Annotated in this window: 18 protein-coding genes and 1 tRNA gene; 8 read left to right on the top strand and 11 right to left on the bottom strand. The window is 41.4% G+C overall.

All coding sequences use genetic code 11. From position 1 onward, the window contains the following. Positions 1–7: 7 nt before the first annotated feature. The 6 genes from ftsY to IPJ09_07605 all read right to left on the bottom strand — a co-directional run bounded on the left by ftsY (position 8) and on the right by IPJ09_07605 (position 2,709). On the bottom strand, positions 8–964 hold the full coding sequence (gene ftsY, locus IPJ09_07580; GenBank protein MBK7371287.1) for a signal recognition particle-docking protein FtsY: 957 nt from the start codon (positions 962–964) through the stop codon (positions 8–10). A gap of 227 nt (positions 965–1,191) precedes the next feature. Then, a complete protein-coding gene (locus IPJ09_07585) occupies positions 1,192–1,365 on the bottom strand; it encodes a DUF4295 family protein (protein MBK7371288.1) in 174 nt (57 codons plus the stop codon). A 2-nt stretch (positions 1,366–1,367) separates the two neighbouring features. Further along, positions 1,368–1,556, bottom strand: coding sequence for a 50S ribosomal protein L33 (gene rpmG / locus IPJ09_07590; GenBank protein ID MBK7371289.1), 189 nt, complete (start codon positions 1,554–1,556; stop codon positions 1,368–1,370). 26 nt (positions 1,557–1,582) lie between these two features. After that, positions 1,583–1,831, bottom strand: a complete 249-nt coding sequence (gene rpmB, locus IPJ09_07595) for a 50S ribosomal protein L28 (GenBank protein ID MBK7371290.1) — start codon at positions 1,829–1,831, stop codon at positions 1,583–1,585. 39 nt (positions 1,832–1,870) lie between these two features. Further along, positions 1,871–1,944, bottom strand: a tRNA-Arg gene (locus IPJ09_07600). Between the two features lie 207 nt (positions 1,945–2,151). Further along, complete coding sequence (locus tag IPJ09_07605; protein MBK7371291.1) at positions 2,152–2,709, bottom strand: hypothetical protein; 558 nt, start codon at positions 2,707–2,709, stop codon at positions 2,152–2,154. A 204-nt stretch (positions 2,710–2,913) separates the two neighbouring features. Between IPJ09_07605 and IPJ09_07610 the strand changes: the two genes are divergently transcribed. Then, positions 2,914–5,562 (top strand): PIG-L family deacetylase, encoded by a 2,649-nt coding sequence (locus tag IPJ09_07610; protein MBK7371292.1) that lies wholly within the window; start codon positions 2,914–2,916, stop codon positions 5,560–5,562. Positions 5,563–5,610: 48 nt separating this feature from the next. Next, on the top strand, positions 5,611–7,281 hold the full coding sequence (locus IPJ09_07615) for a sodium:solute symporter (GenBank protein MBK7371293.1): 1,671 nt from the start codon (positions 5,611–5,613) through the stop codon (positions 7,279–7,281). A 58-nt stretch (positions 7,282–7,339) separates the two neighbouring features. On the opposite strand, the gene IPJ09_07620 is transcribed toward IPJ09_07615, so the two are convergent. The 3 genes from IPJ09_07620 to IPJ09_07630 all read right to left on the bottom strand — a co-directional run bounded on the left by IPJ09_07620 (position 7,340) and on the right by IPJ09_07630 (position 9,742). Continuing rightward, a complete protein-coding gene (locus tag IPJ09_07620) occupies positions 7,340–7,930 on the bottom strand; it encodes a bifunctional nuclease family protein (protein ID MBK7371294.1) in 591 nt (196 codons plus the stop codon). An 87-nt stretch (positions 7,931–8,017) separates the two neighbouring features. Beyond that, a complete protein-coding gene (locus IPJ09_07625) occupies positions 8,018–8,980 on the bottom strand; it encodes an electron transfer flavoprotein subunit alpha/FixB family protein (GenBank protein ID MBK7371295.1) in 963 nt (320 codons plus the stop codon). Positions 8,981–9,001: 21 nt separating this feature from the next. Beyond that, on the bottom strand, positions 9,002–9,742 hold the full coding sequence (locus IPJ09_07630; protein MBK7371296.1) for an electron transfer flavoprotein subunit beta/FixA family protein: 741 nt from the start codon (positions 9,740–9,742) through the stop codon (positions 9,002–9,004). Between the two features lie 199 nt (positions 9,743–9,941). Here IPJ09_07630 and IPJ09_07635 point away from each other — a divergent pair, with 199 nt between their 5' ends. From IPJ09_07635 to IPJ09_07645, 3 genes are all read left to right on the top strand, one after another. Beyond that, positions 9,942–10,265: a hypothetical protein gene (locus IPJ09_07635; protein ID MBK7371297.1), complete on the top strand. Its 324-nt coding sequence runs from the start codon at positions 9,942–9,944 to the stop codon at positions 10,263–10,265. Positions 10,266–10,405: 140 nt separating this feature from the next. Further along, positions 10,406–11,923, top strand: a complete 1,518-nt coding sequence (locus tag IPJ09_07640) for a trypsin-like peptidase domain-containing protein (GenBank protein MBK7371298.1) — start codon at positions 10,406–10,408, stop codon at positions 11,921–11,923. 62 nt (positions 11,924–11,985) lie between these two features. Further along, complete coding sequence (locus IPJ09_07645) at positions 11,986–13,617, top strand: acyl-CoA carboxylase subunit beta (GenBank protein MBK7371299.1); 1,632 nt, start codon at positions 11,986–11,988, stop codon at positions 13,615–13,617. Between the two features lie 57 nt (positions 13,618–13,674). Here IPJ09_07645 and IPJ09_07650 read toward each other — a convergent pair whose 3' ends face one another. Then, entirely contained in the window at positions 13,675–13,953 is a 279-nt protein-coding gene (locus IPJ09_07650) for a hypothetical protein (protein ID MBK7371300.1), read from the bottom strand. A gap of 98 nt (positions 13,954–14,051) precedes the next feature. On the opposite strand from IPJ09_07650, the gene IPJ09_07655 reads away from it, so the two are divergent. Further along, on the top strand, positions 14,052–15,164 hold the full coding sequence (locus tag IPJ09_07655) for a class I SAM-dependent RNA methyltransferase (protein ID MBK7371301.1): 1,113 nt from the start codon (positions 14,052–14,054) through the stop codon (positions 15,162–15,164). Positions 15,165–15,178: 14 nt separating this feature from the next. Here IPJ09_07655 and IPJ09_07660 read toward each other — a convergent pair whose 3' ends face one another. Then, positions 15,179–15,673: a hypothetical protein gene (locus IPJ09_07660; GenBank protein ID MBK7371302.1), complete on the bottom strand. Its 495-nt coding sequence runs from the start codon at positions 15,671–15,673 to the stop codon at positions 15,179–15,181. Positions 15,674–15,794: 121 nt separating this feature from the next. On the opposite strand from IPJ09_07660, the gene mgrA reads away from it, so the two are divergent. Both mgrA and IPJ09_07670 read left to right on the top strand, forming a co-directional pair. Then, positions 15,795–16,826: an L-glyceraldehyde 3-phosphate reductase gene (mgrA, locus tag IPJ09_07665; GenBank protein MBK7371303.1), complete on the top strand. Its 1,032-nt coding sequence runs from the start codon at positions 15,795–15,797 to the stop codon at positions 16,824–16,826. Beyond that, a complete protein-coding gene (locus IPJ09_07670) occupies positions 16,826–17,170 on the top strand; it encodes a hypothetical protein (GenBank protein MBK7371304.1) in 345 nt (114 codons plus the stop codon). Before mgrA ends, IPJ09_07670 begins: the two co-directional genes overlap by 1 nt. Positions 17,171–17,184 lie beyond the last annotated feature (14 nt).

A 17,184-nucleotide genomic window follows, 5' to 3' on the forward strand; every position in this document is an offset into this window, starting at 1 on the left:
TGAATGTTTACTGCTCAAACAAACTTTCCACAAACGCCTTTTTATTAAAGATCTGCAATTTGTCCATGCCTTCGCCTACCCCAATGTATTTGATAGGTATTTTAAACATATCGGAAATGGCGATGACGATACCACCTTTTGCAGTGCCATCCAGCTTGGTCAAAGCGATAGCAGTTACATCAGTAGCTTCAGAAAAATGTTTGGCTTGTTCGATAGCGTTTTGGCCTGTAGTCGCGTCGAGAACGAGAAGGACTTCGTGGGGAGCACCCTCCATGCGTTTGGCTATAGAGCGTTTTATCTTGCCGAGTTCACTCATCAGATTAATCTTGGTATGGAGGCGCCCTGCAGTGTCGATGATTGCCATATCACATTGATTATGAATAGCATAGTCTACGGTTTCATAGGCTACCGCAGCCGGATCGACATTCATTCCTTTGCTGAAGAATTGACAACCTGCCCGTTCTGACCAGATCTTCAATTGATCTACAGCCGCAGCGCGAAAAGTATCTCCTGCGCCTAATACTACTTTTTTGTCCCGGATAGTATGTTGAAAAGCGATTTTGCCAATGGTAGTAGTCTTACCCACCCCATTGACTCCTACTACCAGCATGATATGGGGTCGTGGACCATCAGGCAATTCATAATCTTCAACATCAACAGTCTTATTTTCGCTGAGTAACTGCACGATTTCATCACGAAGAATGCCATTGAGCTCGGAAGTATTGAGGTATTTATCCTTGGCTACCCGGGCTTCTATACGAGCGATGATTTTTACAGTGGTATCTAATCCAACATCGGAGGTGATAAGGATATTCTCCAATTCGTCAAGGACTTCCTCGTCAACACGGTCTTTGCCTGCAACGGCTTTGCTTATTTTACCAAAAAAAGAAGTTTTGGTTTTATCCAGGCCCTGGTTGAGGTCTTGTTTTTTTTCAGAAGTAAAAAATTTATCAAAAAAGCCCATGTGAATATATTGATGGATGAATAGAAGGTCGGATAAATGCCGCAATTGAAGCTATTGCTTATGCTGTTTAGGGTGATTGATCTTTATGACCTGGGGTGATCAATTTCAGTTAAGGGATTAATACCCGCGACTAATTCCGAGCCTTCGGAATGTCGCTACAAGCTAAACAAAAAAAGGCTAATGTCACCAAAAGCCTTTTGCATTTTCTTAAAATCGAAGGATCAGAACTATTTATTCGCGAAAAATTCTTTCACTTTGTCTTTGTGTACGATCTGCTCCTTGAATGAGTATTTGCCTGATACAGGATCTTTGATACTTTTGATCACTTTTACAAAGTCTTTACCTGATCCTGCATTGGCACCCCTCTGGGCGACTTTTGAGTTTTTACTGACTTTTGCCATGATTATTTAATTTCTTTGTGAATAGTATATTTTTTCATGATAGGATTGAATTTTTTAATTTCCAATCTATCAGGAGTATTCTTTTTATTCTTCTGAGTGATATATCTGGAAGTACCTGGCAAACCTGTAGTCTTGTGCTCAGTACACTCCAGAATGATTTGTTGGCGATTTCCTTTACTTCTTTTAGCCATGATGGAATCTTATTAAAAGTTTGAATTTATAGTTTGATGGAAGTACCAAATCCTTTGGCCTTTTGATCCTTGATAAACTGGTAAATACCTACCTGATCTATGGTCCTCAAAGCAGAAGTGGCAATACGAAGTTTGATCCACTTGTTGAGCTCAGGTATAAAAAATCTTTTATCCTGAAGATTTGGGTAAAAATGGCGTTTGGTCTTTCTATTAGAATGCGACACAGAGTGACCTTTTACTGGTCGTTTTCCGGTGAGCTCACAAGTTCTTGACATAATCGTTGTTTTAACTTTTTATATATCTTTAATATTCAGTGACTTCGGAAGGATTCGAACCTTCAACCTTCTGATTCGTAGTCAGATGCTCTATCCAGTTGAGCTACGAGGCCAAAATCGGTCGGCAAAGATACAATTTGTCTCTGATACACGCAAAATAATTTTATCATGTTGTTTTCCCAGAAGAGGTTGACCAGCCTTCTATCACAAAATTTTAAATCTTTCAGCTTTTAATATGGCCTGTAACTTCATCTAATTTAGATAGTTAGCTTGTAACCACTTAAATACCAACAAGATAGGATATAAAAACTATTAACTCGTCAACTTGACTCATTTGTCAATGTCCCAAGGTGCATAGGTTGAAAACCAATAGGCGTCTTGGTTGGTTGATCGTCATCAAAATCTTCCCATTCCGTTATGCTCTTAAAAAAATTCTCCAGGTGACGACTGATATAAACCGGCTTTAACTCATCCGGCCTCAGGATCTCAAGCGTGATCGGCTCTTTGGGCTCTCCATAACCTTCGATATAAGGGTTGCTGACCATGACCATCACTTTGCCATTGAATAGTTGCTGATAGATCAGAGCACCATTGGATTTAATCATCGTTCGTTTGACATCCGTATCATCCATGTGCTCACTGATCCCACTACTGCTACGGCCAAGATCCAGGACGACAGATTCGAGATTGTCGATTTTGTCTTGTTCTTTGATTTCGGCTTTAATGCCAGATTGTACTACAAATTCATTTAGAACTTCTTTGATCATTGGCTTAAGTAGCTCTGGCCATTTTTTGCGGTACTCCACCGTATTCGACAATATATCTTTATACACACTTACTTTGACCATTAATGATCCAAAATCGACCTTATTATCCATAGCCAGCTATTTGTATTTATAATATTAATCAAAACAAAAGCAAGCTACAAAAAAAACTCATTTGCTGGCCCGGACTCATGTAGCAGTCTGGATTTATTAAGGCAGTGAAGCTATATGTTAAATTCTTTAATATTTGATGACCATGCCAGCCTATCATATTTTAGTACTTTTGAATACTCTAAATATTCCAGTAAACTTTTGGTAATGAAAAAAATCAGTGTTTTTATTTTTTTGTTGTTTTTGACAATAAGCGTTTCAGCCCAAGCTCCTAAAAAGGTCACTTCGGCAGATATACATCAAGCGATTAAAAAACTCAATGTGCTCGCGACAGCATTTTACGTAGCAGCCCACCCGGACGATGAAAACACCAGGTTGATTTCATTATTGGCCAATCAGTATAAAGCAGATGTATATTATCTATCCATGACCCGGGGTGATGGTGGTCAAAATCTGATAGGATCAGAGATAGAAGAATTGTTGGGAGTGATCCGTACCAATGAATTATTACAAGCCAGGCAGGTGGATGGAGGTAATCAATTATTTACCCGCGCCAATGATTTTGGGTATTCAAAAAAACCTGCTGAGACGATGAAAACCTGGAATCGGGAGGCTGTACTCAGCGATATCGTGTGGCAAATCAGAAATTATCAGCCCGATATCATCATCAATCGGTTTAATAATGATCCGAATAGTGATACCCATGGGCACCACACTACCTCTGCGATATTATCTACCGAAGCTTTTGATCTGACCAATAAAAAGGATGTATTCCCAGATCAATTGAAATATGTACAACCCTGGCAGGCCCGTAGACTATATTTTAATACATTTTGGTGGTTTTATGGCAGTGAAGAAGCTTTTAATAAATTAGATAAATCAAAAATGGTATCTGTCGATGCAGGAGTTTATTATCCATGGTTGGGCAAATCCAATGGGGAGATTGCAGCTGAAAGCCGTAGCATGCATCGATGCCAGGGCATGGGATCTGCCGGTAACCGTGGCTCCTCCATGGAGTATCTCGATGTATTAAAAGGTGATATGACAGGGCCCTCTGACAATCCGTTTGCAGGAATAGATATCACCTGGAACAGAGTCAAGGGTGGTGCTCCACTGATCCCGATTATTACTGATATTGATAAAAAGTTTCAGTATGACAATCCTGCTTCGTCTATACCTAAACTCAATAAAGTATATCAAATGATCCAGGCTTTGCCAGACAGCCATTGGAAGAAAATCAAGTCAGCTCAAGTACAAAATATCATTGAACAATGCGCTGGCATGTATATAGAAGTCACCAGCAATAATCATGCAGTTGCCCCGGGAGAAAAAACTAATCTGACGGCCGAGATAGTCAACCGCAGTAAAAGCAATATTGTGCTAAAATCAATTCGATTCGCCCCTGTACAGAATGCAGATACGATTGGGACTGTTATACTTTCTCAAAATAATGGTTTTAAATATTCCAGGACAGTGACTATTCCTGCGGACACCAAACCTACCGGCCCCTATTGGCTACAAGAATCCTGGCAAAACGGAATGTATACCGTCAATGATCAGACTCTTAGAGGGTTGCCTCTGACTCCCAGATCGTGTAAAGCTTATTTTGACCTAAACATTGATGGCACAAATTATACTATTCAAAAAGACATCGTGTATAAATGGGTCAATCCTGCCAAGGGAGAGCTGTACCGACCTTTTGAAATCACTACCCCTGCTTTTGTCAATCTGGACAACAAGGTCTACGTGTTCGCAGATGAACTTCCCAAAAAAGTCGGTGTCCAAGTCAAATCAGGTATAGAAAATCTTATTGGCTTAGTCAAACTCGAACTGCCGGCAGGTTGGCGATGTGAGCCTAAGGAAATACAAGCAGATATCAAGTCAAAAGGCTCTGAACAAGTATATAGCTTCCTCGTATATCCTACCAAAACGGCCAGTGACGGAACGATAAAAGCTAAAATCAAAGTAGGAGACCACACTTACGATAAAGAACTTATCGTCATCGATTATGACCATATTCCTTATCAAATGGTCCAGAAACCAAGTGAAGGCAGAGTCCTCAAGTTGGACATCGTCAAAGGCCCTGATAAAATCGCTTACATCAACGGAGCAGGAGATGAAGTCTCAAAATGCCTGGAGCAAGTCGGATATCATGTAACTATCCTGTCAGATAGAGATCTGGTGTCAGAGACATTGGCCAAATTCGATGCCATCGTCATTGGTATCAGGGCCTATAATACTATCGATCGCTTACGATCTGCCCAACCTGCATTGATGGAATATGTGCAGCGTGGGGGCAATCTCGTCGTACAATACAATACCAATTTTAGAATGGTGACCCAGGACTTCAGCCCTTACCCGCTCAAATTGGGCAGAGACCGTGTGTCTGAAGAGGAAGCCGAGATGCGATTTCTCAAACCCAATCATCCGGCACTCAATAGCCCGAACAAAATCACAGATGCCGATTTTTCGCATTGGGTACAGGAACGAGGACTTTATTATCCTAACGAATGGGACAATAATCATTTTGATGCCATTTTATCTGCCAATGATGCTGGCGAGACTCCTAAAGACGGAGGTCTACTCATAGCAAAATACGGCGATGGCAATTTTGTATATACCGGTTTATCCTTTTTCCGCCAGCTCCCTGCCGGAGTACCTGGAGCGTACCGATTGTTTTCTAATTTGTTGGCTTTGGAAAAAATGCCAAGTCATGAGCACTCAGGAAGAAAATACAATTCCCTGGAAAAAATGGTATTCATTGATGATAAGTGTTTTGATACTCATAATCATCTTTTTAACTATCATTACTTCAATATACAATTAGTAGTCATCCGAACATTAAGCTTTTTATAACATCGGATACGGGTCAAATAGAGATCATACATTCTATATTTGCCTTACATGAGTCTAACAGACTGGTTTATTTTAATATTTGTTTTAACAGGCATCGTCACCTATGGAATCTATAAATCCAGGAATAGTGATAAAGACTCTTTTCTGAAGGGCAACCAGGAAGGTAAGTGGTGGACCGTCTGCCTGGGTGTAATGGCTACACAAGCCAGTGGTATTACATTTTTGTCTACTCCCGGACAGGGTTACAGTGATGGATTGAGATTTGTTCAGTTTTACCTCGGTTTGCCCATAGCGATGTTGATTATCTGTGTAACCTTTATTCCTATTTATTTCAGATCGGGGGTGTATACTGCGTATGAATATCTTGAGAAAAGGTTTGATTTAAAAACGCGTCTGCTTACTTCTTTGCTGTTCCTGATTCAGCGAGGACTGGGAGCAGGTATCACCCTATATGCGCCAGCCATCATCTTAAGTGCCTTGTTTGGATGGAATTTTAAATTGATCGTACTCATCACCGGCATTTGTGTGATCTTATATACGGTATCCGGTGGAGCCAAAGCAGTCAGTAAAACACAGACCTTGCAGATGACTGTCATGTTATTAGGATTGTTATTCATTTTTTGTGTCATCATTTATGAGCTGAAGGGTATTAATTTCCATCAGGCGTTGCAGATAGCCGGATGGTCGGGCAAAATGAAAGCGATTGATTTTCGATTTGATCTCACAGACCGATATAATTTTTGGTCGGGCATCATTGGGGGCGGATTCGTTGCGCTGGCTTATTTTGGCACTGACCAATCGCAAGTCCAACGATATCTCGGTGGCAAATCGATCAATGTCAGTCGCCTTGGCCTGATCGCCAATGGATTATTTAAAGTGCCGATGCAACTTTTTATCCTGCTCACCGGAGTAATGGTCTTTGTTTTTTATCAATTGCATAGCAGCCCACTTTTTTTTAATAAACCTATTGAAGACAGAGTACTTGCCACCAGTTATGCTTCCGACTATAAAGAGAAACAAGCTGTATTTGATGGTATACTGCAATCCAAACAAGCATTGACTGCTTCTCTGACTTCAGCTGACTTTCAATCTGAAGATATCAAGTCCAGAATGGTAGCCTTCAACGAGCAGGAATTAAAAGTGCGCAATGAAGCGAAAGAAGTCATCCGGCAAGCCCTCCCAGATGCAGAGACCAATGATCGCGATTATGTTTTTCTTCATTTTGTGCTCAACTATCTCCCTGTCGGTTTGATTGGCTTGTTACTAGCAGTAGTCTTTTCTGCGACCATGTCATCTACTTCTGCAGAGTTGACAGCTCTGGCCAGTACCAGTACGATTGATTGGTTCCAAAGACTTAACAAAAATACCTTGAGTGGTGAGCAGGTGATTTTTTACACTCGGGCTTTTACCTTGTTATGGGGCATATTTGCCATCGCTTTTGCTATGTATGGGTCTATGTTTGAAAACCTGATTCAATTTGTCAACCTGATTGGATCTTTATTTTATGGTACGATATTAGGGGTATTCTTATGTGCTTTTTATTTAAAATACCTGCATGGTTCGGCAGTATTTATCGCAGCCATTATATCTGAAATCGTTGTGATTACTTTGTATAATATCACCGATATTGGCTTTTTATGGTTTAACCTTATCGGATGTGGTTTGGTTGTAAGTCTGGCCTCCATATGGACAGCAGGTAGATCACTGGTAAAAGCCTGATAATTTTATAATTAGTTGGATGCTAAGGATATTACAAGTCCACTTAAAATTTGATATCCTATTGGTTCGCCTCTCGTCGTTTATTGATTTCATCTCTGATCTTAGCAGCTTTTTCATAATCTTCCTCGGCCAATACTTCTTCAAGCATTTTGTTCAAAGCCTCCAAAGAATATTGATTAAAGGAAGTGCCTGATCGTTCTTTCCTTGGACTCGTGGCAGTCACTGGCTTCTCTTCAGCGTCTTCCAGAATAACGCCTGCGGATTCAAGTATAAAATCAAATGTGTAGATCGGACAATTGGCACGTACTGCCATAGCGATCGCATCAGAAGTACGAGAATCAATCTCCACCGTCTCTCCATTGCGAGCACATACCAATCTGGCATAAAAGATACCATCCAGAAGATTATTGATCACCACCTCTTTGATCTCAATATCAAAAGTGTCCAGGGCGTTTTTAAATAAATCGTGCGTCAAGGGGCGATTAGGATTCATCTTTTCCATGGCTACTGCGATCGCCTGAGCTTCAAAACTGCCGATGACTATGGGCAACTTGCGCGTGCCATCCATTTCACCCAATACTACAGCATAATTATGTGACTGAGAGATACTGTGCGAGAGTGTGACTATTTCGAGTTCTATTTTTTTCATTTTATGATCTCACAAAGATGAGGAAAATTAGAGATATCGGTTTCTATTCATAATTCGAAGGTTTAAGATCTGGTCATAAGGTGCAGGTTATCCTGCTTTTAGTTTTGTTATGGCGGCAGTGAGTCGTGGTACTACATCAAACAAATCTGCACAAATACCGTAGGTAGCAGCTTTAAAAAATGGAGCCTCCGGATCTTTATTGATGACGACGATGACTTTTGAACTATTGACACCTGCTAAATGCTGGATAGCTCCGGATATGCCGATTGCGATATAAAGATTAGGTTTGATGGCCAGGCCTGTCTGTCCAACGTGTTCGTGATGAGGTCTCCAGCCGGCATCAGCTACAGGTCTCGAACAGGCAGTGGTGGCCCCTAAAGCATCCGCCAGGGCTTCTATGATACCCCAATTGGCTGCCTCTTTCATGCCTCTGCCTGCGGAGACTACCGTTTCAGCCTCTGGAAGTGGAGTGCGGCCGCTGACTCTTTTGGTATCCAAGACCTTTACCTTTGAGTCGGGTGATATAAAATCGATAGTCTCTACAGCTACCTCATTGCCATCAGATCTTAAAGCTATGGCATTAGAAGAAAGACTCAATACTTTGCATGCGCCGGATAAAGACACTCTGGCTTTAGCTTTGCCCGCATATACAGATCTGCTCACAATCAGTTTATCACCGTCCAATTCCACCATATCCAACACACCCGTAGCACATCCTGACTCCAATCCTGCAGCCAGTCTGCCTGTAAGCCCTCTACCTGTGCTATTATTACTAAGGATGATCGCTCCGCATCCAAAGGTTTGCGCTTGAGTGACTATCAAGCCAGAGATAGCCTGATTGTCAGCCATGGACTGGATGGAGGGCACTATTGAGACCTGATCAGCCCCGTATATACCTAGCTGGGCTCCACCGGTGGAAGGTCCCAATACCAAAGCTTTGCATTGACCACCAAGCAATTGGGCTAAGGTTTTGCCATAAGTCACAGCCTCGAGAGCAGTCTTTTTAAACTCATCATGGAAGGATTCGACGACGACTAATACATTATTCATTCGACACTTTTTTTCTTATAGTTAGATTACTTTTTCCTTTTCATGAAGTATCCTGACCAAATCTTCAATCTCATCAGGTTCAATCATAATCACTCCTTGTTTAGGTGGGGGTAGTTCATAACTTAATATTTCGGCGAGATCTGGCGCAGCATTGGCATCTATCACGATCAAAGGTTTGTTTTTAGCAGTCATGATCCCCTTCATATTGGGGATACGTTGTTCGGCCATACCTTTGGAAGCACTGACAACTGCAGGAAGCATAACTTCGATGACCTCTACCCCACCCTCGATATCTCTGTTACAAGTGATCTTGCCTTCCGCAGCCTCCATTTTACTGGCAAACGGCACAAACGGAAGGTCGAGTAACTCCGCGATCATAGCACCCACCTCGCCTGTCTGGTAATCAATCGTCTCCTTGCCTGTAAGTATAAGATCAAAATGTTGATCTGCAGCATAATTTGCAATGCTTTTGGCGGTAGTCCAGGTCGAACGCGAATGAATATTGATTCGGACTGCATCATCAGCTCCAATGGCCAGGGCTTTCCTGATCATGGGATCATTATTGGCCGGTCCTACATGTATTACAGTTACGGTGCCCCCTAATTGTTCTTTTAATTCCAGCCCTCTCACCAGGGCATACCATTCATCATAAGGGTTTAATATAAACTGGACCCCCTCAGTATTAAATTCAGTTTGTTCATTTTTAAAACTTATTTTACTGGTAGTATCCGGGGTAGAAGAAATACAAACAAGAATTTTCATCTGTAACCATTTTTTTTAATAATTAACCAATGTCCATCTTTGGGATATACATTCTGACATGCAGCTAATATATACGATTGATTTAATGGCACAAAATTAACCTAATTCTTCACTAGATAGACAGACATCACTATAAACTGCAATCACTCATCATAATGATCAAGATCATCCATTAAAAAACTTAAGTATTTTTACATCCATGGATACTGATCGAAAATCAAAAATCATCCTATTATTATCTCAAGACCCTGACTCTGGTTTTTTACTATTTGCTCTTGCCAAGGAATACGAATACGAATCAGATCATCAATCAGCTATCGGGACCTATCAGAGATTATTGTCGAAAGATCCTTTCTATACCGGCGCCTACTACCATCTAAGCAAACAATTGATAGCCATAGACAAACACGAGGCAGCTGTAGAGACTATCCATAAAGGGATCGACATCTGTCTGCAGGCAAAAGCACAGCACGATGCTTCTGAGCTTCGGGGACTCTTAGAGGAAATAACAGATGACGAATAAATGTGTTAAATATTAACTAGCGTTTGTCCATTTTTGACCTGGTCATTCTTCTCTGGGTTAAATCTCTGGGTCTCAATGGTCTTATTCGCAATGTTATTAGATTTTTTCCCTTATTTTGCATTTCTTATCGTTTAGCTTATATGAAATCCCTGATTAGTATTTTACTCGCTGCTATCCTTAGTTCAGGACTAACCGTTTTTTTTTACAGCAAACGATTTCCTCAAAAAATATTGGTCAGGGAGCCCCGGGCGGTATTCTCTGACTTGAGACATTCGGCCGTCCCTGAGGTTGAGGGAGAATCGTACTCTGATGCGGCCAAAGACCATGAAAATGTCACCAGCACAGAGCTAGCATTTGAATCGAAACAAAACCATGTAGAGCTTCCCAATTTTAGAGCAGCTGCCCAAAAATCTACCGCTGCGGTCGTATTTATCAAATCCACAGAGATCCGGACCAACAGATACGGTTATGAATACCTGGATCATAGCTCAGGATCAGGCGTAATCTTATCGGCCGATGGATACATCGTCACCAACCACCATGTGATCGAGACCGGTGCTACAGATCTTTCATCCAATATAGAGGTGACCCTCAATTCGAAAGAAAAATACCAGGCCAAAATCATCGGAGACGATCCAAGCACAGATGTTGCATTGTTGAAGATAGAGGCTAAAGACCTGCCCTTTCTGACATTTGACAATTCGGACGAACTCGAGATCGGTGATTGGGTGCTGGCTATCGGCAATCCTGACAAACTCCGATCAACTGTCACGGCAGGTATCGTCAGTGCAAAAGGCAGAAATATCAATATTCTCGGAGACAGAGATCTTTCTATAGAATCCTTTATCCAGACAGATGCTGTAGTCAACCCTGGCAACAGCGGCGGTGCATTGGTCAATACCAGTGGAGCCGTGGTGGGTATCAATACTGCTATTCTGACTCATACCGGCAATTATGAAGGATACTCTTTTGCCATACCCAGCAACCTCGTAAAAAAAGTAATCGAAGATCTAAAACAATATGGCAAGACTCAACGTGCTTTCCTCGGAATCACGCTCAACGATGATATTGACAATCAAAAAGTCAAAGACCTTCAACTGCCAAATCATACCGGTGTATTGGTAGAAAAAGTTTACGAAAGTTCCGCTGCCGAAGACGCAGGGATCCAGCCTGGTGATGTGATCCTCAAAATGGATCAGTCAGTGGTAACCTCCAATAATGAACTTCATGAAAAAATAGGTAGTAAGCGTCCCGGAGACGAAGTAGGGATCACCTTTTATCGTGCCGGCAAGACTTTTCAAACCTTGGTTAAACTCAAGGATATCAATAATAAAACCACGATAGATAATTCTAATATTCATTCTGAAAAAATACTGGTAGACCAGGGCTTTGAGATTAGGGACTTAAATCCTTATGAAAAAACGCGCTTTAAAATCAATGGAGTTAGGGTAGTAGGTATCTACAAAGGATCAGTAGTGGACCAATGCAATATGCAGACCGGCTACATCATCACCCAGATCAATGGACAGATGATAAAAGACTGTGCAGACTTCATCAAAAAACTTAAGAATTTATCTTCTGTCGTAGATCTTACAGGATTTTATGACTTTGATACTTCTAACTCGATCTATCCCTATAAGTTCAAAAAAGCATCCTGATAGTTTTTGCTATTTTTGGTGATCTCTGGTGATCCACTGGTTTCATTAATTAAGACCTTGATATGGCCGATACATTAACTTTTTCTCAAAATGAAGACGCATACAAACTGCTCCTGACTAAACTCGAACGCAAATTAGCCGATATCTATGAAGGAGGTGGAAAGAAAAAAAAGGAAAAATTGCACCAGGAAGGTAAACTTTCTGCAAGGGAACGAGTAGCATTATTATTAGATAAAGGTGCCGAATGGCTAGAGATTGGAGCATTCGCTGCATATGGTATGTATGAAGCAGATGGAGGCTGCCCTGCAGCTGGAGTGGTCTGTGGAATAGGTCGGGTCAGTGGTACATTATGCATGATAGTAGCCAATGATGCCACTGTCAAAGCAGGTGCCTGGTTTCCGATGACCGGCAAAAAAAATCTCCGTGCCCAGGAGATCGCCATGGAAAATCATATTCCGATCATCTACCTGGTAGACAGCGCAGGCGTCTATCTTCCTATGCAGGACGAAATATTTCCTGACAAGGAACATTTTGGCAGAATATTTAGAAACAATGCCCGAATGTCCAGTATGGGAATTCCTCAGATAGCCGCAGTCATGGGTTCTTGTGTGGCAGGTGGTGCTTATCTGCCAATCATGTCAGATGAAGCCTTGATCGTAGACAAGACCGGTTCAATATTCCTTGCAGGACCTTACCTGGTCAAAGCTGCCATTGGTGAAAATATAGACTCAGAAACACTGGGGGGAGCTACGACGCACAGTGAAATCTCAGGCATTATAGACCACAAAATGCCCGATGATACCAGCTGCCTGGAGCGGATCAGAATGTTGGTCAAAGGCATGGGAAAGGGACCTGTGACTCATTTCAATCGAATACCAAGTGTAGAACCCGCCGAAGCTTCAGAACGCATCTATGGCGTATTCCCATATCAATCAAACAAACCTTATGATATACACGACATCCTGGCCAGCATCGTAGACCGGGGCAGCATGATCCCCTATAAAGAAGATTATGGCAAGACCATCGCCTGCGTGTACGCGAGGATAGACGGATGGAGTGTCGGCATCGTGGCCAATAATCGCGAAATAGTCAAAACGGGTAAAGGCGAGATGCAATTTGGCGGTGTCATTTATTCAGATAGCGCTGACAAGGCGACCCGATTTATACTTAACTGTAATCAAAAAAACATCCCTCTGGTCTTTGTACAAGATGTTACTGGATTTATGGTAGGGTCAAGATCTGAACATGGAGGAATTATAAAAGATGGAGCCAAAATGGTCAATGCTGTAGCCAATAGTACAGTACCAAAATTTACGATCATTATAGGCAATTCATACGGTGCAGGCAATTATGCGATGTGTGGCAAAGCTTATGACCCCAGGCTCATTCTTGCCTGGCCTACCTCCAAAATAGCAGTCATGGGGGGGCAGCAAGCTGCTCGTGTGCTCGCGGAAATACAGGTCAATAAATTAAAAAGTCAAGGGCAAGAGGTCGATCCGGAAGCGGAGCAAACATTATATGATAAAATAAAAAACAGGTATGATGAACAAGAATCTGCCTACTATGCCGCTGCAAGATTATGGGTAGACGCTATTATCTCTCCCATTCACACCCGTGAGTGGATCTCCATAGGAATAGAAATGTCCAGCTACGCGAAAGTAGAGAAATTTAATGTCGGGGTGATACAAGTATAGAAAATCAAATAGCCAACAGTCTCCTAATCAATCTGTGCCTTCTATTTGACCTGGTCCTCAACTACGCATCATCCTGGACCATATCCTGGACAAATACTTTTTAAAAAAAGCAAACTGACCTGTAAACAGGCTGAGAAAAATAACACAGACAGGCCATAGCAAAGTCACTGCTATTATATACACCAATACCCAATAGAAATCATTTTGGATGGCAAACAAATTCAGCAACTTTTTGGCAAGATAACCACACAGACTCCCCCCCAAAGCAAATGTGATAAGTATCAATACCAAGTTGATCGCAGATACCCCCCATTTTTGTTCTAACCGTTTAAACATAGGATGAAGATATAAATAATGGCAAATTCTTTAAATATCCTGCAGAAACAAAGGCTGTAGCTGATCATCAAGCATTTGACTTACTTTTGCCGCATCAAATGAAATTAATAGCTAAGACTTTTTACGGACTGGAACGAGTACTGGAGGCAGAACTTATAAAACTGGGTGCCAGAAATGTGCATCGAATCAATCGGGCGGTCGAGTTTGAAGGCGATCTGGGCTTTTTATATAAGGCCAATCTCAGTCTGCGCACCGCTTTAGAGATATTAGTCCCTGTATTCTCTTTCAAATTTGAAACCCAGTCTGAATATTATGCCAAAATCTATGAGTTCGACTGGAGTCAATATTTGGATTACACCAAAACATTTGCTATCAACTTTAACGTATTCTCCAAAATATTTACCCATTCTCAATATGCCTCACTGGTTTGCAAAGATGCCATTGTCGACAATCTCCGTCAAAAGCACCAAAAGCGTCCAAATGTAGATGCCAAAGATCCTGATATCCGCATCGATCTGCATATCAACGAGTATCAATGTGATATTTCTCTGGATAGTTCATGGCCATCTCTTTTTAAACGTGGATATCGTAAATCTACCTTTGACTCCCCGATCAATGAAGTACTAGCGGCTGGCCTGATCGATCTGGGTGGTTGGGATGGTAAGACAGATTTTTATGACCCATTTTGCGGTTCAGGCACCTTCTCCAGCGAAGCATATATCAAGGCTGCCGGTCTGCATCCGCAACATTGGCGTAAAGACTTTGGATTTCAGCGCTGGTTTGGATACGATGAGGTGCTTTTTAATAAAATACTCAAGTTTGTATCAAAACCCATTTGTGAGATCGAAGCCAATATTTATGCATCTGATCTGGAATTGTATTCTATGGATGCTTGTAAGATCAATTGGCGGTATTCAAAAATCAGCAGACGCATCACTGCGGGCATGGGTGACTTTTTCGATTCAAAACCCAGGGGCAAAACAGGTTGGATGATCATGAATCCACCCTATGACAAAAGGATACCCTTATATGATACAGCCAGGTTCTATGAAGACATCGGCCGTAAACTCCAGGCTGATTATAAAGGATTTCAAGCATGGATCATATCACCCTATACTGACCTGGTAGAAAGAGTCAATCTCCGTAAGATCAAGACCTATAAAGTATATAATGGAGCGATCGAGTGTAAATTTGTAGGTTTTGAATGCTAAATGAGCATAGAAGTTCAATCCAGCCTGGAACCATGGAGCGAGCTGAAATGAATCTGAAATCCGGCTCCAATAGAAAAAATTGAATTATTCGCACCCACTTTATTGTACAGGGTACCAATATCAATAGAGATGCTTTCATTTAAAAAATGAGCATAGCCGGCTCCAAGTGTGAACCCCGTATCAAATTTGGATCCGGACCCACCGCCTACATTCAACCCACCTGTCGCATAAAATCGACCTCTTTCGTCTCCCAGAAAATAGTATTTACCAAAAAAACCAACGCTGACAAATGATCCACCTTTGATCCCCAGAAAATTAAGTTGAGCACCTGCGGCGAAATTGTTTAAAAGAAAATACCCGATTGAAGGATTGATATTTAAAGTCCCCGAACCATGTGATCGCTGGTAGGCTGCATTCCCTCCGAGGAGCCAGGTACCTTTCTCGGTCTGGGCTGACAACAAATTATCAAATATTAATACAAAAAGAAATAGGTAAAATATTTTTGCCATAAAAAGGGTTGTTGATTGAGGTCTAAAGTTAAATAAATTAAATTTTAAAAGGTAGTTCTCTTATATTAAGCTGTGAATCAAATATCTTTGAAAAAAATCTATTGAAAATTATATTAAAGCTATGAAAATTAACGACAAATTTGATCCCGGACACTATCGGGCCAATGCAGACAGATATGATCAAATGGAGTATCGAAGGTGTGGCTTGAGTGGTATCCTTTTGCCGGTCATTTCCATCGGCTTATGGCATAATTTTGGTCATACAGATGATCTGGAGAATGGAAGAAATATACTTCGAACAGCTTTTGACCACGGGATTACCCATTTTGATTTAGCCAATAATTATGGACCTCCTTTTGGGGCGGCTGAAGAAAATTTTGGCAAATTATATAAGCAAGATTGGAAGCTCTACCGCGACCAGCTCATCATATCCAGTAAAGCAGGGTGGGATATGTGGCCTGGCCCTTATGGCAATCTCGGATCCAGAAAATATCTGATAGCTAGTTGTGATCAGAGCCTCAAACGTATGAAGCTCGATTATGTAGATATATTTTACTCTCATCGTCGTGATCCGGACACCCCGCTGGAAGAGACTATGGGGGCACTGGATCAAATCGTCAGGAGTGGCAAAGCACTTTATGCAGGTATTTCACAATACACTGCTACGGATACTGCCAAAGCATATGATATACTGAAGTCTATGGGCACTCCCTTATTAATCCACCAGCCCAGGTATAGTATGATGGACCGGTGGGTTGAAACCGGATTGTTGGATGTACTTGGTAAAAAAGGTATTGGCAGCATTGCTTTTTCACCACTAGAACAGGGTATCCTCACGGATAAATATCTCAAAGGCATTCCGAAGGATTCACGTATTGGGAGAGATGGACGATACCTAACCAAAGATCGAATCACCCCTACTTTGATAGAAAAAGTAAGTAAGCTCCAGGATATCGCTAAATCCCGCAATCAGTCATTGGCTCAAATGGCCGTCGCATGGCTACTCAAAGATCCGAGAATCACTTCAGTTTTGGTAGGTGCCAGTAGTCCGGCACAGTTGATAGATAGCATAGGTTCTATCAAAAACCTGACCTTCAATAAAACAGAATTAAAAAACATAGAAACTATACTGTCCAACAAACCTAAAAAATAATGAAAGCATGGTTGATGGGGATTGGCATCATTTTTAGTTTCCTTGGTCGGGGCCAGGATGTTGGATTGAAGCTACCAGCCCTTGATTCTTTACAGATATTAAGTCTCGATTGGTATAAAACAAAATCATATTCACTCACCCCTGTCAGTGGCTTTAATAGCGCTTACTCCGATCTCAAAACTATATTTACCTCTCCCTATAATTATGCAGATGATCTAGGATTTTTCTGCAAATGGGAATTACAGGCAGATAAAAAAACGAAACAACCAGTACGGTTTAGGTTGGGGTCATACGACTATGTCAATCATCTGGAAGGTAAAGAATATTTACATCTAAAAAATTGAATCCGTCATGGATC

The organism is Saprospiraceae bacterium (genome assembly GCA_016709995.1).
Taxonomy (GTDB): domain Bacteria; phylum Bacteroidota; class Bacteroidia; order Chitinophagales; family Saprospiraceae; genus JADJLQ01.